Below are 19,139 nucleotides of genomic sequence, written 5' to 3' on the forward strand. Positions count from 1 at the left end.
GCGGGTATGCCGAGAGCGGTGTGTTGGTTGAGGGTGGCGATGACCCAGGTAATGCGCGCGGGTATCAGTCTTCCTGCGTGCCCACGAACATCCGGTCCTTCGCGGCTGTGATGTGGTGACGCATTGTCGCTTGTGCCAACTCGGGCTGCCTCCGACCGATCGCGTCGAGCACCGCACGATGCTCAGCCAAAACCAATTCCTGCCGACCGGGAATGTCGAGCAGGGTAAGCGAGCGCGACAGCTTGACACCAAAGGCTATTTGCTCGTTCAACGACTCCAGAACAGAAGAAAAGAACAGGTTTTTCGAGGCCCGTGCCACCGCCAGATGCAGCCGCTGGTCGGCATCGACGCCAAGCGCTTTCTGCTGGTACGTCTGCTCCATCACCTTGTAGGCAGCATCCATCACCGCCAGATCCTCTTCGTCACGCCGCCGGGCCGCCCAGGCTGCGGCTGCACCTTCGACATCAATGCGAAACTCGTAAGAGCGCTGGACGTCCGACACTGATTCCAGCGGCACAAAGCTGATCAACTCTCTGTCGGGACGACGCAATACATAGCTCCCCGAACCGCGCCGCGATTGCACAATGCCATCGTCGCGCAGTCGCGACAGCGCCGCGCGCACGGTGGGTCGCGATACCGCGTAGCTTGTTGCCAGAACCCCTTCGGTGGGCAACCGGCTATGCACCGGGAATTCCTCCTTCAGGATCTTGCCCAAGAGTTGGTCGTATATTTGGTCCGCCAGCGAGGGGCGCTTTGCTTCTGGCAACGTGGTCTCCTTGTCTTCGGGTCGGAAGCGCATGGAATCCCTATGTAAGCCATACATACCGATAGTGCCGCCGCCGAAAGCCATGAGATCACAAACTGCGCGGCCGCCCCTTGGGAAAGGAGCGACCAGAAAGCACAAGACTATTTCGATTTGGCCGCTGCGGGTGTCTCAGCCGGTTTGCGGATCACTAGGAAGTAGATAAAGACCAGCGTCAGCAAGACAAAAAACAGGCTGTCGGGATTGGTCAAGAAGGTGGTCGGATCGCCGTTCGACAGTGCCAGAGATCGGCGCAGGAACTCCTCAAGATTGGGGCCCAGGATGTAACCCAGCAGCATTGTGATCACCGGAAACCCGTTGCGACGCAGGTAGAAGGCCAGAACCCCCATGCCCAGGGCCATGAACATCTGGAAGGTCGAGTAGGTGGCCACAAAGCTGCCCACGACGGCCAGCAGGGCGATCACAGCATAGAGCACGTCCTTGCGGATCGACACGATGCGGATGAAATATGGTCCGATCAGGTACAGCGTCAGCGGGATGAGCACCACGGCGCTGAACAGCAGCGCAGCCAGCATCGGCGCGATCAGCCCGGCCTGGTCGGCCATCAACTGCGGGCCCGGCTGAATGCCGTTGATGACCAGAACGCCCAGCATGATCGCGGTGATCGGATCGCCAGGAATGCCAAAGGTCAGCATCGGCACCATGGCCCCGCCGCAGACCGCGTTGTTGGCGCTTTCCGAAGCGGCGATGCCCTGCGGGTTGCCCTTGCCGAACGTTTCCGGTTCGTGCGACGTGCGCACGGCCTCGGTATAGGCCAGGAACGACCCCATGGATCCCCCCGCACCTGGCAGTGTGCCGACGAAATACCCGATCAGGCACGACTTGAAATAACAGCCAAAGCCGATTTTGCGGATGTCCGCAAGCGGCGGCAGAAAGTCCCGGCGCCTGATCTTTGTCTTGCTCGCGGCCGCGGTGGCGGCGCTGATATCGCTGGATGAGTTTGCCTGCATCAGGATCTCGGCGATGGCGAAGGTACCGATGATGACCGGCATCAGCGCGATCCCGGCAGTCAGGTTGCTGTAGCCATAGGTAAAGCGGGTGATCGGCTCCATCGCGTCCAGGCCGACGGTGGCCAGCATCAACCCGATACAGGCAGCCAGCCCGGCCTGCGGAATGCGGCCTCTCTGGGCGATCACAACGACGATGATCGCGAAAGCCAGAAGGGAAAACTTGCCCGTGGTCTTCACCATGAGCGACAACTGCGCCACGAACGGCGCAAGCGCGATCAGCAACAGCGCACCAACAGCGCCGCCAAACATCGAGGCCAGCGCGGCGTGGCCCAGAGCCAGGGCGCCTTTGCCCTGCTGTTGCATGGGATAGCCGTCCAGCGCCGTCATCATGGAGGAAGGCGCGCCGGGAATGTTGATTGTCGTCGCCGTGATCGAGCCGCCGCACATGCCCGCCATATAGATGCTGGCGCAGGCCATCAGCGCGGTTTCGACGCTAAGCGTGTAGGTCACCGGCAGCAGCAGGGCCATCGCCAGCGTCGCGGTCAGGCCGGGGATGGCGGCGAAGATCGTGCCGATCACGAAGCCCAAGATCACATAGGTCAGGTTGACCGGGTCTAGCAGCAGACTGAAGCTGCTGAATACTTGTATAATGAAATCCATGAGTTAACCCCAAATCGTCGGCAGGCGGACGCCGAACAACAGCTGGAACATCAGATAGGCCAGCCCAACGATCACCGCCGATATGACGGCCTTTTGCACGAACTTTTCGAAGGCCGAGAACAGCAAGATGAGCACAAAGACGAAAAGCCACGAAGAAATGAAGTACCCCGCGGTCCTGAACACCGAGATATAGACGAACATCGCCACGGTGACCCACAGGTGGGTGTAGGTGCTGGGGCCATCCTCGGTTTGCTCCGCAGGAGCCTCGCGCAGTTTTTGCACGATCAGGGTGCTGGCAAAGAGAATGGCTGCGGCGCCTACGAGGAGGGGAAAGAAAGAGGGCGTCAGGCCTCCGGCAGAAAACGGGTCACCCAAGCTCATGGCCGAGATGAAATACCCAACTGACACGGCAAGCGTGACATAGAGGAACAACAGGTGCTTGTTCATGAACATCGACGTCTCCCGCGATGATGATGTGGGTGGTGGTGGTGAGAGGCCCGACCGCCGGGGGATCAGAACCATGCAGCCCGCCCCGTTAGCTTTTCGTCGCAGCGACCGTCTGTGTGCAACGGGGCGCGATTGGTGCCCCGGTGACTGCCCCCGGCCAAAACCGGAGGCATGATTTCATCGGGAATTACAGGCCCAGATCGTCCATCAGCTTGAACGTCTTGGTCTGCAACCCGTCGACCCACTCGTCGACCCCGTCCGAGCCCAGCCAGTCGGCGGTCACGCCGACCTGGGCCAGCCAGTTCTGGAAGTCCTCAGTGTCGTACGCTGCCTTGAAGGTGGTCTCGAGCGTCTCGACCGCCTCGTCCGGGGTGTTTGCCGGGGCGGCCAGGATCAGGAAGCTGCCGGTTTGCAGGTCGTGGCCCTTGGACTTGATCGTCGGCACGTCGGTATAGGTTTCGTTCTGCACCGAGGACAGTTCGATCACGCCCTTGGCATCGCCGGATTCAATGATGCCGCTGAAATCGCCCAAGCTGGAGATCGCTGCATCCAGTTCCCCAGAAAGCAGCGCCTCGGCTTCGGCGCTGGACGAGCCCGCATAGGTGATGACGTTGAAATCGACGCCAAGCAGCTCTTCGAGCTGGATGACCGAAAGGTAGGGGCCTGAACCCTTGGGTGCCACGCCAACGCGCACTTCGCCCGGATTTTCCTTGGCCCGTTCGACCAGTTCCTCGAATGTTTCGATGCCGGTGTGCTTGGATACGACGATGGCGTCCGCTTCGGTGGTGATGCGGGCAATCAGCTTCATGTTGTCCAGCGCGTAGCCGGGCACCATCTGACCGCGCGGCAAGGTGATGACGCTGTCATAGGTCAGTACGCCGACCGTGTGCCCGTCGGGACGCGCGTTGGTCATCTGGATCAGGCCGGTTGCAGTCACGGCACCGGCGATGTTCTCGACGTAGATGGATTTCGGCAGCTCCTGTTCGGCGATATTGCTGATCTTACGCGAAATGGCGTCGGCGCCGCCGCCCGCCGGCCACGGAACGATCAGGCGAATATCCCGAGTCGGGAAATCAGCCGCAGCGACCGTCGCACCGATGACCCAGGCGCCAAGCGCCAGCACCATTGTGCTTTTCAGATTTCTTGAAAACATAGATCTGTTCCTCCTTTACAGATGTCGTGGCCAGACATGTCTGGCAATTCGTATGGACTTTTCGCAGGGCACATGCCCCGCGCGGCGTCACGCTTGCACTTTCCGGGATGAACAACGTCGGACGCGCGATCGCGCCCCGATTTTGCGTCATGGCAGAAACCCTGCGCGAATTGACTGTGCAGGCCGCAATCAATTGACCCTTTCACCCCCGCATCACGACGCACCCGCGCTCCGAATGCGATTGGCACACCCCTCCCAATATTCCCGAGCTACCCGCTGAAGCGCTCCGCCTTGCGGGCGGGCCTTCGGTGGCGTTCGAGTTATCGTACTTTATTAATTCTTACAAATCAACATTTCAGTTTACCAATATGCACTATTTTCGGCCAATATCGTCGATATATTAGCTTTCAACATGACTAATTTTGCAACTTTCAGGACTTAATGTCGAGATCCCCGCAGGATATGATAGTATTTGTAAAATTCCTTCGGCGTCGACACTGCGCTGTGGGCCGACACAGGGGCCCGCAGCCCGGACACCTGTGTCGGCGGGCCTTTCAGCCCTCTTGTAGCGACGTCACGTACAAACGAGATCCGTCGGCAAAAGCGCCTCGGGCAGGTTCTGATAGCAGACCGGGCGCAGGAATCGGCGGATAGACAGCGTACCGACCGAGGTGGTGCCAAAGTTGGTGCTGGCTGGATACGGTCCGCCATGCACCATGGAATCGCAGACATCGACCCCGGCTGGGAATCCATTGGCCAGCACCCGGCCGACCATGCGCTCGAGCACGGGCAGCACGTCGCGGCCAAGATCGGTGTCGCCATCGTCCAGCTGGAGCGTCGCAGTCAGCTGACCTTTGAAGCTGGCTGCGATTTCGACCATCTGCACCGCATCCTTGACGCGGATCACCAGGCCAAGTGGGCCAAAAACCTCTTCGGACAGTTCCCCATTGGACAGCCAGTCGTCGGCCACACCTCGAATAGGTACGGCGCAGCCGAGCGGCCTTCGCAAGAAGTGGTCAGCAGGGATTTCACCCCCGCCCTTTCGGACACCCGGCGGGCACCGTCGCGGTAAGCGTCCGCCATGCCATCGGTCAACATGGTCTGCGCTGCAACGGTCGTCAGTACCTCGGTCGCCGCGGCGACAAAGGCATTAGCCTCGGGTCCGTCGATCACAATCGCAATGCCGGGATTGGTGCAGAACTGCCCGGCGCCCATGGTCAGGCTGCCAGCCAGCCGGCTCCAAGCGCGGAACCGCGCGCGGCGGCGGCCTGCGACAGGACCAACATCGGGTTGACGCTGCCAAGCTCACCGTAGAACGGGATTTGCTCGGAACGTGCGGCGCACAGATCATAGAGCGCGCGCCCTCCGCCGAGGCTGCCGGTGAACCCGACCTCCTTGATACGCGGAGCCGTCACCAGCGCCGCACCCACGGTACGGTCGCCGCCCTGCACCAGGCTAAAGATGCCAGCATCCATGCCCGGCTTGTCCAGTGCCGCAACGATCACATCGCCCACGACTTCGCTGGCGCCCGGATGGGCGCCGTGCCCCTTAACGACGACTGGACAACCTGCAGCCAGCGCCGCGGCGGTATCCCCCCGGCAACCGAAAAGGCGAGCGGGAAGTTCGAGGCGCCAAATACGGCCACCGGACCCGCCGGGCGCTGCATCATTCGCAGATCGGGGCGCGGCAGCAGCTGGCGGTCGGGCAACAGTTTGTCATGACGACGGTCGAGGTAATCACCGTCGCGGATAGAGCAGCAAGGCAAAGCTGCGTAGCCTGATCTTTCGCAAGTCGCACTCGGCCGTTCCTACGGGGGTTATATGATTTACCCTGGCCGCGACCCCGTGAGCCACACCTATGCCAGCCAGTAGGTGACGACGAGCAGTGAGCTCACGTTCAACATCGCATCAAACCTGCTGGACCGAGACTTTACCGCAAAGGCGCTGAAACGGAAATGAGCGGCTGACATCCGCTATGCATGGGGTACATGCGAACAATGCCCACAGAAAAGCAGTACGAAACCACGAACGGTCCGGTCGACGCATGATCGGAGCCCCGCGAAACCTGTTTCTTACCTCATGATCTGGCCCTTCCACCGCGCGCGCCCCTCTGCCATACTCCAATCCAACCAAGAGCAACAAAAGAGCAGCAGCCATGGCCCAAGACCTTCTCTCGGGGCAGCAGCCCGATACCTATGACGCCTCGTCGATTCAGGTGCTCGAGGACATGGAGCACGTGCGCCTGCGCCCCGGCATGTATATCGGCGGTAAGGATGACCGCGCGCTGCACCACATGGTCGCCGAAATCATCGACAACTCGATGGACGAGGCCGTCGCCGGTCACGCCACTTGGATCGAGGTTGAGTTGCATGAAAACGGCCATGTTACCATACGTGACAACGGTCGTGGCATCCCCACCGGGCCGCACCCCAAGGACCCGTCCAAATCCGCGCTGGAGATCATCTTCTGTACTCTGAATGCGGGCGGTAAGTTCAGTGGTGACAGCTACGAGACGTCGGGCGGTTTGCATGGCGTCGGCTCATCCGTTGTCAACGCGCTGTCCGATCATCTGCGGGTCGAAGTGGCGCGCAACAAGGAACTCTTTGCCATGGAGTTCTCGCGCGGGATTCCACAGGGCAAGCTGGAAAAGATCGGAGCCGCCCCCAACCGACGCGGCACAGCCGTCACCTTTCACCCCGACCCCGAGATCTTTGGCACGCTGAAACTAAAACCCGCGCGGCTCTTTGCCATGGCGCGGTCCAAGGCCTACCTGTTTTCCGGCGTCAAAATCCGCTGGAAGACCGCGATCACCGATGGCGACACGCCGACAGAGGCTGAATTCCACTTTCCCGGCGGTCTGGCGGACTATCTGGCCGACACCATGGGCAGCGCCACAACCTATGCCGACAAACCGTTTGCCGGCAAAGTCGAGTTCCGCGAAAAATACGGACAACCCGGCAAGGTAGAGTGGGCAATCAACTGGACCCCATCGCGCGACGGCTTTATCCAGTCCTATTGCAACACCGTCCCCACGCCCGAGGGCGGCACCCACGAGGCCGGATTCTGGGCCGCGATCCTCAAGGGGATCAAGGCCTATGGCGAGTTGGTGAGCAACAAGAAAGCTGCCACCATCACGCGCGATGACCTGATCACGGGGGCCGGGGCGCTGGTGTCCTGCTTTATTCGCGAGCCGGAGTTCGTTGGCCAGACCAAGGACCGGCTGGCGACAACCGAAGCATCGCGCATGGTCGAAGGCGCCGTGCGCGACCATTTCGATAATTGGTTGGCGGCGGATACCAAATCGGCGGGCGCGATCCTAGATTTCCTCGTCCTGCGCGCAGAAGAGCGGATGCGGCGGCGCCAAGAGAAAGAGACCGCCCGCAAAACCGCGACCAAAAAACTGCGCCTGCCCGGCAAACTGACCGACTGCACCGCCAAGAACCGCCAGGGCACCGAACTGTTCATCGTCGAGGGCGATTCGGCCGGCGGGTCCGCCAAGGGCGCGCGCAACCGCGAGAATCAGGCGCTGCTGCCGCTCAAGGGCAAGATCCTTAACGTGCTCGGCGCGGCCTCGTCCAAGCTGGGGTCAAATGCCGAGATTTCAGACCTCTGCGAAGCGCTGGGGGTCGGCATGGGCTCACGCTTTGTTCTCGACGATCTGCGCTATGACAAGATCATCATCATGACCGACGCGGACGTGGATGGCGCGCATATCGCGGCGCTGCTGATGACGTTCTTTTTCACCCAGATGCGACCGCTGATCGACAACGGCCACCTCTATCTGGCCTGCCCGCCGCTCTATCGGCTAACGCAGGGCGCGACGCGGCTCTATGTGGCGGACGATGCCGAGAAAGATTTGTGGATGGAAAAGGGTCTGGGCGGCAAAGGCAAAATCGACGTGCAACGGTTCAAAGGTCTGGGTGAGATGGACGCCAAGGACCTCAAGGACACCACGATGCACCCCGCCACGCGCAAGCTGATCCGGGTGACAATCGACGAAGACGAACCGGGCGAGACCGGAGATCTGGTCGAGCGCCTGATGGGGAAGAAGCCGGAGTTGCGGTATCAGTATATCCAAGAGAACGCGCGGTTTGTGGAGGAGTTGGATGTTTGATCGAAACTCTAATTCAAAATGGTCCAGTTTTTAGGGGGCAGAGCAGTAATCGTATCGCCAGAGCGCCAATCTTCTTCGGGCGTGATCTAACGTATCGAAGATCTCCTCAGTCAACAGCTCGTCTCGCAGGCTGCCATTGAAGCTTTCGATGAAGCCATTCTGCTGGGATTTTCCGGGGTCGATATAATGCCGATCCACGTCGTTATCCCCGGCCCATTTCAAGATCGCGCGACTGGTAAACTCCGTTCCATTATCACTGACAATACCAGCTGGCTTTCCATAAAGGCGCACAAATGCATCAAGCTCCCGTGCAACCCGAGCGCCAGAGATACTGGTGTCAGCCATCAAGCACAGGTTCTCGCGGCAGCAATCGTCGTTGACCTGCTCCCCTGAAAAGTCCGGCGTTTTTGGTTAGCCTGTTCTCCAACTGAGGAGACAGAAGATTAAGAGAAGCCGTTTCAGCGAAGAACAGATCATTGGGATATTGAAAGAGCATCAAGCTGGGCTTGGTGTAGCGCGACAATCTGGATTAGAAGAGCGCGTCAATCAGGATGAGAATCCTTGGTTGCGACGTTGGAGAAGATGCCGCCCTTTTCTGTCGCGATCAAGGTGTTTGTGATTTTGATTGTCGCGGCGCGTCGATCAGTTTTGACGTTGGCTGGAGTTGCCTTTTGAGCGGGCCGCCCTGGCCCGGGTAATCCCCCCCGAAAGTAAGGGGCTGCGGAAGTAGAATTTTCTCGGCAAGATGCATGAGGAGATTCAGATGAAGATGACGAGATACAGTGAGCCGCAGATCCTTGCGATCCTGCGCCAGGCCGAAGGCGGTGTTCCGGTGGCCGAGCTTTGCCGCGAACATGGTATGAGCACAGCGTCCTTTTACAAATGGCGGGCGAAGTATGGCGGGATGGATGCTTCAATGATCGCGCAGACCAAGGCGCTTGAAGACGAGAACCGACGCCTGAAGAAGATGTTCGCAGAGTTGAGCATGCAGAACGAGTTGCTGAAGGAAGCCCTTGGAAAAAAGTGACTGGGCCATCTCAGCGACGAGAGATGGCCGCAACGGCGGTAGAGCGACGCGGGGTCAGTGTCGCCGTGGCGTGCCGCACCTTTGGGGTTAGCGAGACCTGCTATCGCTACAGCCCGCTTCTGAGCGATGAGAACGAACAGATTGCCGATTTGCTTGTCGGGCTGACGGATACGAGGAAGACTTGGGGCTTCGGACTTTGCTATCTGCACCTGCGCAACGTCAAAGGTCATCCGTGGAACCATAAGCGGGTCTATCGCATCTATTGCGCGCTGGAACTGAACCTGCGGATTAAGCCCCGCAAACGGCTAAAGCGGGATAAACCCGACGCGCTGGCGGTACCCGAGGCCCCCAACATGACCTGGTCGATGGACTTTATGGCCGACAGGCTGAGCGACGGTCGTCAGTTTCGACTGCTGAACGTGCTGGACGACTTCAACCGCGAAGGGCTTGGCATTGAGGTCGACTTTTCATTGCCTGCTGAACGCGTGATCCGGAGCCTCGATCGCATCATCGAATGGCGTGGCAAGCCCGGCACGATCCGGGTCGATAATGGCCCTGAATACATCAGCATCAAGCTGCTGGAATGGGCTGAGAAACAAGGTGTTACCCTCCAGCACATCCAACCAGGACAGCCCCAGCAGAACGCCTACATCGAACGTTACAACCGCACCGTCAGGAATGAATGGCTGGACCAACACATCATCGAAAACATCGAGGAGGCCCAAGACTTCGCCACGCAATGGCTCTGGACTTACAACAACGACCGCCCGAACATGGGCATCGGCGGCATCACACCCGCACAGAAACTGAAAATGGCCGCGTAAGTTCTACGGCTGCACCCCATTAAAAATGGGGGGATTACCCCCCACCCTCCGCTCATCGGCATCAGGTGTCTGAATGCGGAATTTTGCTCCGCGACGGTCAGATCATCAGACCGTGTCTGGGGTCATTTTGTCTCCGGGATTCACAGCCAGAGAAGGCAGCGAGTTTTGGGTCAGGCTTCCTGTCGAACGTTGACGTTGTCACGGACCCGGTTCAACAATTTGGACGCTGATGCGCCTTATATTTGGGACGACAGGCGCCGAGTTTTCCTCTTCAGCCGGGGGCATTGCCAGCTGAACAACTTGGCAATGCCGGTCAGGCTACTGCCGACTTCTTGCGACCGCGAAACACGATCATGTAAGCGAACAGTGCCGTCAGTAGCAGGAAAAAGAGACTGTCGGGGCTGGTCAGGAACACCAAGGGATTGCCGTCACTCAACGATAAGGCTCTTCGCAGGTACTGCTCCAGATCGGGACCAAGGATGAACCCCAGGAGCATGGAGACTGTTGAGTAGTTTTGGCGGCGCATCACATAGGCCAGCAGACCGAAGCCCACCGCCAGCGACATCTGGAAGATCGAGTATGTCGCCACGTAGCTGCCCACCAGCGCGACCACAGCGATAGCACTGTAAAGAAGTCCCTTGGGAATCGAGACGATACGCACAAAATATGGACCGAACAGGAACAGTGTCAGCGGGATGAGGACCAGCGCGCTAAGAAACAGCGAGGCGAACATAGGTGCGATGAGATCGGCCTGATGTTCGAGCAGGCGCGGTCCGGGCTGAAGCCCGTTGATGACCAGAACGCCCAGCACGATGGCCGTCGTCGGATCGCCCGGAATGCCGAACATGAGCATCGGCACAAAGGCCCCGCCACACATGGAGTTGTTTGCCGATTCCGCCGCGGCGATGCCTTCGCGCGATCCTTTGCCATATTCTTCGGGATAGCGGGAAGCACCGCGCGCAGTGGCGTAGGACACAAAGGCCGCCATCGAGCCGCCGGCGCCGGGCAGGATGCCGATGCCGTAACCGATGAAAGCGCTCTTCACATAAGTGACGAACCCGATACGACGGATTTCGGACATAGGCGGGATGAAGTCGCGGCGCCGGATCTTCATGCCTTTGGTCTCGGGGTCTGCCACGCCGCTTGCGGCGTTCCAGTTCTGCGCCTGAATCAGCACTTCGCTGATGGCGAACGCCCCAATCACGAGCGGCATGATATCGATGCCCTGGATCAACGTTTCGGTGCCGAAGTTGAACCTCGGGATGGGCAGCAGCACGTCGATGCCGACGGTGGCGAACATGATGCCCAGAAGCGTAGCCACCACCCCTTTGGCTATGGCGCCGCGGTCCACGATGATGATGACCACCAGTGCAAATAGAACGAGCGAAAACTTTCCAGGCGTGCGGATAAGAAGCGAAATCTCTGCCGCGAGCGGCATGAACGCCATGAGAAGCACTGCGCCGATGCTGCCGCCGATCATCGAGGCCAGCGCGGCATGGCCAAGCGCGTTCGCTCCAAAGCCCTTCTTCATCAGCTGATGGCCCTCGATGGCCGTCATCATGGAGGAGGGGGCACCGGGGATGTTGATGGTGGTGGCGGTGATTGAGCCCGAATACATGCCAGCCATGAAGATCGATGCGCACATGACCAGAGCCGGTACCACGTCGATCGTATAGGTGATGGGCAGCAGCAGCGCGATAGCCAGAACCGAGGTCAGGCCCGGCATTGCGCCGAAGAACGTGCCGATGAGAAATCCGCCAAGCATGAAGCCGAGGACGGTCCAGTCGGCCAGCGCGCCGAAGCCGCCGACAAGGGTGAGAAAAGTATCCATCAGATTGCAAGCCCCGGGAATGCAGGAAGGCGTACGCCAAAAATGAAGGCAAAGAGACCATAGAATACGACGGTCACCGTAATCGCATAGAGTGTGAAGCGGAGCGGTCGGCGGGTCTCGAAGCCGAAGACAAGAAACAGCGCCCCGACAAACAGCAGGGTCGACAGGCTGTAGCCCAGAGGGCGGAAGAGCAGGATGTAGGCCGCCGTCGCCCCGAGCACGAGGGCGGGTCGCAGGAAGGCTCCGCCGCTTGTTTCGACAGTTTCGTCGGGGCCAGAGCGGAGTTCCTGGATGAGAACGACCATAAGCGCCAGATACATCATCCCAGCCGTGAGCATCGGGATCGCCCGCGGGCTGATCTCACCCGCAGTGCTGAACTGTGATCGGATACCGAACGCGGCACCCATATAGATCGTCGTCACGACGATCAGCACCAGCGGAAACAGGATCCCCGCGCGCATGAAGCGATTTACGGCCATTGGATTCTCCCTCAAAAACGGTGCCGGAGAGCAATCCCCGGCACCTTGGTCATGCGTCGTGCCGGATCACTTTGAGTCGGTATTCTCGAGCGCGTCCATCTCGGTAAAGAGACTTTGTGCTGTCTCATCTGCCCACTGGGTCACCTCGTCACTGCCCAGCCAGTTCGGCGTCACGCCAATCTTAGAGACCCAGGTCTGGAATTCTTCGCTGTCGTAGGCCGCCTTGTAGGCCGTCTCGATTTTCGAGATAGCTTCTGGCGGCGTATCGACGGGGGCTGCGATCACGATAAAGCTGCCGTTCTGCAGGTCGATCCCGGCCTCTTCGGAGGTGGGCACGTCGTAGGTGGGGTTCTTCGCGTTCGAAAATTCGAGGATGCCGCGCACAGTCCCGTCGTCGATAAGGTTGGCAAAGTCACCCAGGCTGGTCAGGGCCACGTCCACCTCGTCGGACAGGATCGCTTCCTTTTGCGGGGCCGCGCCGCCGGGGTAGGATACGATCTTGAACTCGGCGCCGGTCAGATCCTGCAGTTGCAGAAGTGTCAGGTGCACCCGGCCGCCGAGGTTCTGAACCGCGACGCGGATCTGGCCCGGGTCGGCCTTTGCTGCATCCACGAGATCCTGGATCGTCTTGTAGTCGGACGTGGCGTCGACGATGATCGCGTCAGGTTCGCTGGTGATGCGCGCAATAAGCTTGAGCTTGTCCATGCTGTAGGTGGGCAGCATGTTCTGGTAGGGCACGGTGACGACGCTGTCATAGGTCAGCGCACCGATAGTGTAGCCGTCAGGACGCGCGCTCATGACTTGGCCTATGCCGGTGGCGCTGACGCCACCCTCGACATTCTCTACATACATGGATGCATCGCCCAGGTTGTCTTCGGCAAGGTTGGTAATCTTGCGGACGATCCCGTCGGTGCCGCCACCGGCGCCCCAGGGCACGATGACACGGATGTCGTTTTCGGGAAATTCAGCAAGCGCCGCCATAGGGACGAGCGTGCTGGCCGCCAGTGCGGCTACGGTGAACAATGTGCGTCTATGCATGGTATCTTCCTCCTCAGGATACTGCGGTGCCCCGCCGGTCTTTAGTCCGGCAATCTCTGGGTCCGTAATAACGGTCAGGAAAAGGCCGGGTTGCGCTCTCATCAACTAATACATTACTATATGAGCTTAAGAGCGGCTGGCAATACATCATTGCGGAAGAGTTGCCTCTCTGGATCAACATTCTGATAATTAAGGGAAAACACATGATATATGATCACAGGACCTATTGCTGCACGCCCGGAACCATTGCGAAACACATGAAGCTATACGCTGATCATGGCTGGGAGACTCAGCGTCGGCATCTTGGCGATCCGGTCGTCTACGGCGCGGTCGAGACAGGCGACGTGAATTCTTATGTTCATATCTGGGTGTTCGAGGATGCCGCTGACCGCGCGCGCAAGCGCGAGGCTATGAAGAACGACCCCGACTGGCAGGCTTATCTCGCCAAAAGCGCCGAGGCCGGTTACCTCGTGCATCAAGTGAACAAGATCCTCGTGCCGGCGCCGTTCTTCACGGGCTGACGCCTTACGCCGGAAGATCCATGTGCGATACGATCGAATCGAGCTCGGCGATGTCCGCATCGCCCAGTTCGCCGCCCGCCGCGCGCATCGTAGCCGTGGCCAGTGCCCCGCGGCGACGCATGGTTTCCTTGCGAAGCGCAATGCCGAGCGCGCCCTGCGCCTCGTGCTTCAGAAGGGGCAGGTAGCGGTTGAAAAGCGCGTGCGCACCAGCCGTGTCTCCGTCCTCACGCATGAGTTTATCCACACCTGACAACATCTCGGGATAGGAAAAACCGGCCATCGGCCCGTCTGCCCCGCGCGCAAGCTCTTGCGGGAGATAGAGCCCGTTGTTGCCGGTGAGGATCTGCACGTGATCTGGCAGCGCCTTGCGGAGTGCGGCCACCTTGCGCGCGCTTGGCATATCCTCCTCCTTGATCACGGTGATTTGCGGAAAAAGCTCGACCAGTCGCGCCATGGCAGGCACTGACATCTGTACGCCTGTGGCGGCCGGAAAATCCTGTAGCACCGTTGGCACGTCGCCTATCCGCGAGAACACAGCGTCGAAATAGGAGAAAAGCGATTCGTCGGTGCGGGCCATGGCCGAGGGCGCGATCATCACGCCGCTGGCACCCTCGGCCATCACCTGGCCCGCGACCTCGGCCAGAATCGCAAGGTTGGGCGCGGAAACGCCGGCAAAGATCGCATGCCCATCGCTGGCTGCAACGTAGGAGGCGGCTACGGCGACGGCCTCGTCGGGCGTCAGCGTCTGCGCCTCTCCACTGAAGCCAAGCACGGTAAGTCCGCGTGCACCGTGGCGATAGTAAAACTCGGAAAGCGTGGCGATACTTTCATGATCAATTGCGCCGTCGGTATGGAATGGAGTCTGCGCGACAACGTGAAGGCCTTGGGTGATTTCAGACATGATCTCTCCTTCGCGCGGCCCAGACCGCGCGTTATTTGTGGATTTCGGTTGGCGGTAAAGGCGGCAGGGGCCGCTTAGGCGAAATAGTCCCTGTGCTGGTTGCGGAATTCGTCAACCCAGTCGGGGTCCTTGTGCAGATGCTCGCGGATCGCCGCATCGGCCGCATTGACGTCCCGAGCTTCGATTGCGTCAAGTATCTGCAGATGCCCCTCGATGATCGCGTGGATCTTTTCCGGCGAATGGCGCTGAAGCCGCCGGACCCGGTCGAGATGGCCTGCGCGCGATCGGATCAGGTCGTGCATGGCAATTTGACCGATGCCATCGAACAGCGTCCGGTGAAAATGCTCGTCGAGCTCCTGAAACAGGCGCAACTGGGTATCATCGTTCCCGATAAGCTTCTGCACTCCGATGATTAACCGGGCCCGCTCAATCGTCTCAGGGGCACCATCGGTGGCAAGGCGGCGCACGACCTCAGTTTCGAGAGCGCGACGCAGGAAGTGACCATCGTGGACCAGATCCGTATCTATCCGCGTCACTACGGTGCGCGATTGCGGGTAGATCTTGACCAGCCCGTCCGCCTCGAGCTTTTGCAGGGCGTCGCGCAGGGGGGTCACACTTACATCGAACTGTTTGGCAAGTTCGGCACGCAACAAGTTTGTACCCGGCGGCAGCTCAAGCGACAGTATGCGCTGACGCAGCTCATCGTAGATCCCCGATGACGCCGAAGCCCGGCCCCCTGACGCGCCGCGCCGCCCGACTTCGAGCATCTCCTTAAGCGGTATGTCCATGCCTCGCCTCCCGTCCCAGCTGCTGCCTGACCTAGATCGTTGCATATTTCAACGGTTGACCCAATGTGTAAACTAAAATATTAGTACATATCAAGAGAAGGTCTTGTTACAGGATCATACCCCCGAACACGAACGGCAGGAGGACTGTCCACCATGGACGGCGCAAACCGCAACTTTACCCCCCACGGCAAACACCTGATAGCGGGAGAGTGGATCGCCGGAGAGCAGACCTTTCGCTCTTCGCCCGCATATGGCGAAGCGCATGACTTTGCGATTGGCACACCCGAGCTGGTGAATCGCGCCGCCGAGGCCGCAGAGCAGGCGTTTCTAAGCTATGGCTATACGACCCGCGAGGACCGCGCCGCATTTCTCGATGCCATAGCCGAAGAGATGGAGGTCCGCGTCGACGCGATCACAGAGATAGCCATGTCCGAAACCGGCCTGCCAGAGCCGCGCATTCGCAACGTCGAGCTGCCGCGCACGGCCAATCAACTGCGTCTTTTCGCCAGCCACATCCGCGCGGGCGACTATCTTGACCGTCGCCACGACGCGGCGCTGCCAGACCGCAAGCCGATGCCGCGTCCGGATCTCAAGATGGTCCAACGGCCCATCGGCCCGGTCGCCGTCTTTGGTGCGTCGAATTTCCCGCTGGCCTTTTCCACAGCAGGCGGTGACACCGCCGCTGCGCTGGCCGCAGGCTGCCCTGTCGTGGTCAAAGGTCACGGCGCCCACCCCGGAACGGGCGAGATTGTGGCCGAAGCCATTGCTGCGGCGATCGACCGCTGCGGCATGCCAGGGGGCGTCTTCTCGCTCGTGCAGGGTGGCAAACGCGATGTGGGGCAGGCGCTCGTCCAGCATCCGCTTATCAAGGCAGTGGGCTTTACCGGGTCGCTTTACGGTGGGCGCGCGCTGTTCGATCTGGCCGTGTCACGCCCCGAGCCGATCCCCTTCTTTGGCGAGCTGGGTTCGGTAAACCCGATGTTTCTGTTGCCGGAGGCAATGAGCGCACGCGGGGCGGAGTTAGGTAAGAGCTGGGCCGCATCATTGGTGATGGGCGCAGGCCAGTTTTGCACCAACCCGGGCATTGCGGTGATCGAAAACGGTGCAGCGGGCGACGCCTTTGTCGCGGCGGCCCGCGACACCCTCGTGGAGACTGGCCCACAGACCATGCTGACGGACGGCATCGCCGCGGCCTATCGCGACGGCAAATCTCGCTTCAACGGGCGTAACGCAGTGACCGCAGTCCTCGAGACCGAGAGCGAGGGGCGGATGATAAGGCCAAACCTCTACGAAACAGACGCCTCGAGCTATCTGCAGGACGCGGACCTTGGCGAAGAAGTCTTCGGCCCCTTAGGCCTTGTGGTGCGGGTGTCGGGTGCGGACGAGATGGAGACGCTTGCACGCGGTCTGCGCGGCCAATTGACCGTGACGCTACACATGGACGATGGCGATACTGACGCTGCGCGCAGGCTCGTGCCGATCCTCGAACGCAAGGCTGGCCGTCTTCTTGTCAACGGCTTTCCCACCGGCGTCGAAGTGGCTGATAGCATGGTCCATGGCGGCCCATTCCCGGCGTCGACCAATTTCGGACATACCTCGGTCGGCACGCTGTCGATCCGCAGGTTCCTGCGCCCGGTCTGCTACCAGAACATGCCCGATGCCCTACTGCCCAGCGATCTGGCCTGAAAGCCAGCCGCCAGAATCTACTCGGAGAATACCAACATGATTTCCCCTTCGGACCTGCGTGACATTATCCGTCACGGTCTTCTATCCTTTCCGGTCACGCCGTTCGATGCGCAGGACCGTTTTGCCCCGGATCCTTTCAAGGCCCATCTGGAATGGCTATCGCAATACCCCGTGGCAGGCCTGATCGTGGCGGGCGGCACAGGCGAGATGTTTTCTCTGGCGCCCTCCGAGATTGTCGCGGTGGTGCGTGCCGCGCGCGAGGTATCGGGTGACGCACCGGTAATCGCGGGCTGCGGCTATGGAACAAAGATGGCCTGTGATCTCGCGCGCGAGATTGAGGCCGCAGGCGGCGACGGCATCCTTCTGCTGCCGCATTACCTGACCGAGGCCACGCAGGAGGGTGTCGCGAATCGCATCCGCGCGGTCTGCGCCGCCACATCCATGGGCGTCATCGTCTACAACCGTGGACAGGCACGCATCAGCGCCGAGACGCTGGCGCAACTGTGCGACGAATGCCCCAACCTCATCGGGTTCAAGGACGGCACCGGCGACATCGACACAGTGCGTCGCGTGACGATCAAGCTGGGCGAACGGCTGTCCTATATCGGCGGGATGCCCACGCACGAGCTTTTCGCGCAGGCCTATCGCGGTGCGGGAATGCCGACCTATTCCTCGGCCGTGTTCAACTTTGTCCCCGAGACCGCGCTTGCCTTCCACAAGGCGTTCAGTGAAGGCGACGATGCCACATGCGCGACGCTGTTGCGTGACTTCTACTACCCCTTCGCGGCAATTCGTGACCGCTGTGCCGGTTATGCTGTGTCGGCCGTCAAGGCGGGCGTGCGGTTGCGCGGCTTTGACGCCGGTCCCGTGCGCGCGCCGCTGACAGATCTGTCCGAGGAAGAAGTCGATATGATGCGGGCCCTGATCGCAGGGCGAAGCTGATGGGAACGCTGACTGTCGCGATACTCGAACCCTCGAGCGATGAGATGCGGGCACGGATGGAAATGCTCTGTCCCGATCTTGACCTGCGTTTCGCGGCAAGCGGCGATCCCGTCGACTTTGCAGAGGTCCTGGCCGATGCGCGCTATGCGGTGACGCGCGGCCTGCGTTTTCCCGCCGAAGCGCTGGGTGACGCCCCAAACCTCGTGCTGATCCATCAATGGGGCACGGGCATCGACGGAATCCCGGTTGATGCCGCGCGGGCGCGGGGCATCACCGTCGCTCGCAGCCCCGGCGTCAACGCGCCGACGGTGGCTGAGGCGACGCTCGCGCTGATGCTTGCCACTCTCAGGCGGTTACCGCAGGTCCATGCGGCGCTACGGGCAGGCCAGTGGGAACAGCCCGACCTGTGGCGCGAAGCTCGTGATTTGGGCAGCGCCACCGTAGGGCTTGTCGGAATGGGCGCCATCGGGGCCGAAGTCGCGCGGCGCCTTTCCGGGTTCGGCTGTGAGGTAATCTATACCCGCGCCTCGGGCCCGCTGCCAGACTGCTCCCTGCGGTTCGTACCGATGGAGGTGCTGCTGGCGGAAAGTGATGTCCTTAGCCTGCACCTGCCGCTGACCAATGCGACCCGCGGGCTGATGGATGCCGGGACTCTGGCTCGGATGAAGCCCGACTCCGTGCTCATCAACACCTCGCGCGGGGGGCTGGTGGACGAGGTGGCGCTTGTCGCGGCCCTTGCCTCTGGTCATCTTTCCGGCGCGGGCCTCGACGTTTTCGCGACCGAACCAGTGTCGCCCGACAATCCCCTGTTGTCGATGCCACAGGTGGTGACGCTGCCCCACGTCGCGGGCCGCACCGTGGACAATTTCGACCGGATGGTATCTCACTGGGCAAACAATATCCGGGCACATGCCGCGGGCCGCGCGATAGATGCAGCCTGCCTCGTAACGGGCTGA

Annotated in this window: 15 protein-coding genes and 2 pseudogenes; 6 read left to right on the forward strand and 11 right to left on the reverse strand. The window is 60.6% G+C overall.

The features are described 5' to 3' along the window. Window positions 1–64: 64 nt before the first annotated feature. The 5 genes and pseudogenes from IMCC21224_RS18670 to IMCC21224_RS27260 all read right to left on the reverse strand — a co-directional run. Entirely contained in the window at window positions 65–766 is a 702-nt protein-coding gene (locus IMCC21224_RS18670) for a FadR/GntR family transcriptional regulator (protein ID WP_053079083.1), read from the reverse strand. Window positions 767–906: 140 nt separating this feature from the next. Next, a complete protein-coding gene (locus IMCC21224_RS18675) occupies window positions 907–2,433 on the reverse strand; it encodes a tripartite tricarboxylate transporter permease (RefSeq protein WP_047996636.1) in 1,527 nt (508 codons plus the stop codon). Between the two features lie 3 nt (window positions 2,434–2,436). After that, window positions 2,437–2,886 (reverse strand): tripartite tricarboxylate transporter TctB family protein, encoded by a 450-nt coding sequence (locus IMCC21224_RS18680; RefSeq protein ID WP_047996637.1) that lies wholly within the window; start codon window positions 2,884–2,886, stop codon window positions 2,437–2,439. Window positions 2,887–3,067: 181 nt separating this feature from the next. Next, window positions 3,068–4,033 carry a tripartite tricarboxylate transporter substrate binding protein gene (locus IMCC21224_RS18685; protein ID WP_047996638.1) on the reverse strand — a complete coding sequence of 322 codons (966 nt, stop codon included), beginning with the start codon at window positions 4,031–4,033 and terminating at the stop codon, window positions 3,068–3,070. 574 nt (window positions 4,034–4,607) lie between these two features. Beyond that, window positions 4,608–5,783: pseudogene (locus IMCC21224_RS27260) on the reverse strand (aldehyde dehydrogenase (NADP(+))); the annotation flags it as partial. Between the two features lie 404 nt (window positions 5,784–6,187). Here IMCC21224_RS27260 and parE point away from each other — a divergent pair. Beyond that, window positions 6,188–8,146 carry a DNA topoisomerase IV subunit B gene (parE, locus tag IMCC21224_RS18705; protein ID WP_047996641.1) on the forward strand — a complete coding sequence of 653 codons (1,959 nt, stop codon included), beginning with the start codon at window positions 6,188–6,190 and terminating at the stop codon, window positions 8,144–8,146. Window positions 8,147–8,191: 45 nt separating this feature from the next. Here the strand turns inward: parE and IMCC21224_RS18710 are convergent. Next, window positions 8,192–8,527 (reverse strand): annotated as a pseudogene (locus IMCC21224_RS18710) (integrase core domain-containing protein); the annotation flags it as partial. Window positions 8,528–8,909: 382 nt separating this feature from the next. Between IMCC21224_RS18710 and IMCC21224_RS18720 the strand changes: the two are divergent. After that, a protein-coding gene (locus IMCC21224_RS18720; RefSeq protein WP_156178101.1) for an IS3 family transposase occupies window positions 8,910–9,997 on the forward strand; the annotation gives its coding sequence in 2 pieces (ribosomal slippage) (window positions 8,910–9,171 and window positions 9,171–9,997; 1,089 coding nt in all). A 313-nt stretch (window positions 9,998–10,310) separates the two neighbouring features. On the opposite strand, the gene IMCC21224_RS18725 is transcribed toward IMCC21224_RS18720, so the two are convergent. The 3 genes from IMCC21224_RS18725 to IMCC21224_RS18740 all read right to left on the reverse strand — a co-directional run bounded on the left by IMCC21224_RS18725 (window position 10,311) and on the right by IMCC21224_RS18740 (window position 13,345). Then, complete coding sequence (locus tag IMCC21224_RS18725) at window positions 10,311–11,828, reverse strand: tripartite tricarboxylate transporter permease (protein WP_047996642.1); 1,518 nt, start codon at window positions 11,826–11,828, stop codon at window positions 10,311–10,313. After that, window positions 11,828–12,307, reverse strand: coding sequence for a tripartite tricarboxylate transporter TctB family protein (locus IMCC21224_RS26670; protein ID WP_053079039.1), 480 nt, complete (start codon window positions 12,305–12,307; stop codon window positions 11,828–11,830). The genes IMCC21224_RS18725 and IMCC21224_RS26670 overlap by 1 nt, the downstream gene beginning before the upstream one ends. Before the next feature lie 66 nt (window positions 12,308–12,373). Further along, window positions 12,374–13,345 carry a tripartite tricarboxylate transporter substrate binding protein gene (locus tag IMCC21224_RS18740; RefSeq protein WP_047996643.1) on the reverse strand — a complete coding sequence of 324 codons (972 nt, stop codon included), beginning with the start codon at window positions 13,343–13,345 and terminating at the stop codon, window positions 12,374–12,376. Window positions 13,346–13,548: 203 nt separating this feature from the next. On the opposite strand from IMCC21224_RS18740, the gene IMCC21224_RS18745 reads away from it, so the two are divergent. Then, on the forward strand, window positions 13,549–13,866 hold the full coding sequence (locus IMCC21224_RS18745; RefSeq protein WP_047996644.1) for an NIPSNAP family protein: 318 nt from the start codon (window positions 13,549–13,551) through the stop codon (window positions 13,864–13,866). Between the two features lie 4 nt (window positions 13,867–13,870). On the opposite strand, the gene IMCC21224_RS18750 is transcribed toward IMCC21224_RS18745, so the two are convergent. Both IMCC21224_RS18750 and IMCC21224_RS18755 read right to left on the reverse strand, forming a co-directional pair. Next, window positions 13,871–14,767 (reverse strand): dihydrodipicolinate synthase family protein, encoded by an 897-nt coding sequence (locus IMCC21224_RS18750; protein ID WP_047996645.1) that lies wholly within the window; start codon window positions 14,765–14,767, stop codon window positions 13,871–13,873. A gap of 74 nt (window positions 14,768–14,841) precedes the next feature. Further along, a complete protein-coding gene (locus tag IMCC21224_RS18755) occupies window positions 14,842–15,555 on the reverse strand; it encodes a GntR family transcriptional regulator (protein WP_082135267.1) in 714 nt (237 codons plus the stop codon). 153 nt (window positions 15,556–15,708) lie between these two features. Between IMCC21224_RS18755 and IMCC21224_RS18760 the strand changes: the two genes are divergently transcribed. From IMCC21224_RS18760 to IMCC21224_RS18770, 3 genes are read left to right on the forward strand one after another with little or no spacing between them, the layout of a single operon-like run. Continuing rightward, the gene (locus IMCC21224_RS18760) at window positions 15,709–17,241 is read left to right on the forward strand and encodes an aldehyde dehydrogenase (NADP(+)) (protein WP_047996647.1); all 1,533 of its coding nucleotides are present in this window, start codon (window positions 15,709–15,711) and stop codon (window positions 17,239–17,241) included. Window positions 17,242–17,280: 39 nt separating this feature from the next. Beyond that, on the forward strand, window positions 17,281–18,183 hold the full coding sequence (locus IMCC21224_RS18765) for a 5-dehydro-4-deoxyglucarate dehydratase (protein ID WP_369796051.1): 903 nt from the start codon (window positions 17,281–17,283) through the stop codon (window positions 18,181–18,183). Continuing rightward, entirely contained in the window at window positions 18,183–19,139 is a 957-nt protein-coding gene (locus IMCC21224_RS18770; RefSeq protein ID WP_053079040.1) for a 2-hydroxyacid dehydrogenase, read from the forward strand. The genes IMCC21224_RS18765 and IMCC21224_RS18770 overlap by 1 nt, the downstream gene beginning before the upstream one ends.

The sequence above is a fragment of the Puniceibacterium sp. IMCC21224 genome (assembly GCF_001038505.1).
Classification (GTDB): Bacteria; Pseudomonadota; Alphaproteobacteria; order Rhodobacterales; family Rhodobacteraceae; genus Puniceibacterium.

Bases quoted from the DNA above. Each gene is read 5' to 3' on its own strand.
- IMCC21224_RS18675 (WP_047996636.1), bottom strand. From the start codon at position 2,433: ATGGATTTCATTATACAAGTATTCAGCAGCTTCAGTCTGCTGCTAGAC.
- IMCC21224_RS18680 (WP_047996637.1), bottom strand. From the start codon at position 2,886: ATGTTCATGAACAAGCACCTGTTGTTCCTCTATGTCACGCTTGCCGTG.
- IMCC21224_RS18685 (WP_047996638.1), bottom strand. From the start codon at position 4,033: ATGTTTTCAAGAAATCTGAAAAGCACAATGGTGCTGGCGCTTGGCGCC.
- parE (WP_047996641.1), top strand. From the start codon at position 6,188: ATGGCCCAAGACCTTCTCTCGGGGCAGCAGCCCGATACCTATGACGCC.
- IMCC21224_RS18725 (WP_047996642.1), bottom strand. From the start codon at position 11,828: ATGGATACTTTTCTCACCCTTGTCGGCGGCTTCGGCGCGCTGGCCGAC.
- IMCC21224_RS26670 (WP_053079039.1), bottom strand. From the start codon at position 12,307: ATGGCCGTAAATCGCTTCATGCGCGCGGGGATCCTGTTTCCGCTGGTG.
- IMCC21224_RS18740 (WP_047996643.1), bottom strand. From the start codon at position 13,345: ATGCATAGACGCACATTGTTCACCGTAGCCGCACTGGCGGCCAGCACG.
- IMCC21224_RS18745 (WP_047996644.1), top strand. From the start codon at position 13,549: ATGATATATGATCACAGGACCTATTGCTGCACGCCCGGAACCATTGCG.
- IMCC21224_RS18750 (WP_047996645.1), bottom strand. From the start codon at position 14,767: ATGTCTGAAATCACCCAAGGCCTTCACGTTGTCGCGCAGACTCCATTC.
- IMCC21224_RS18755 (WP_082135267.1), bottom strand. From the start codon at position 15,555: ATGGACATACCGCTTAAGGAGATGCTCGAAGTCGGGCGGCGCGGCGCG.
- IMCC21224_RS18760 (WP_047996647.1), top strand. From the start codon at position 15,709: ATGGACGGCGCAAACCGCAACTTTACCCCCCACGGCAAACACCTGATA.
- IMCC21224_RS18770 (WP_053079040.1), top strand. From the start codon at position 18,183: ATGGGAACGCTGACTGTCGCGATACTCGAACCCTCGAGCGATGAGATG.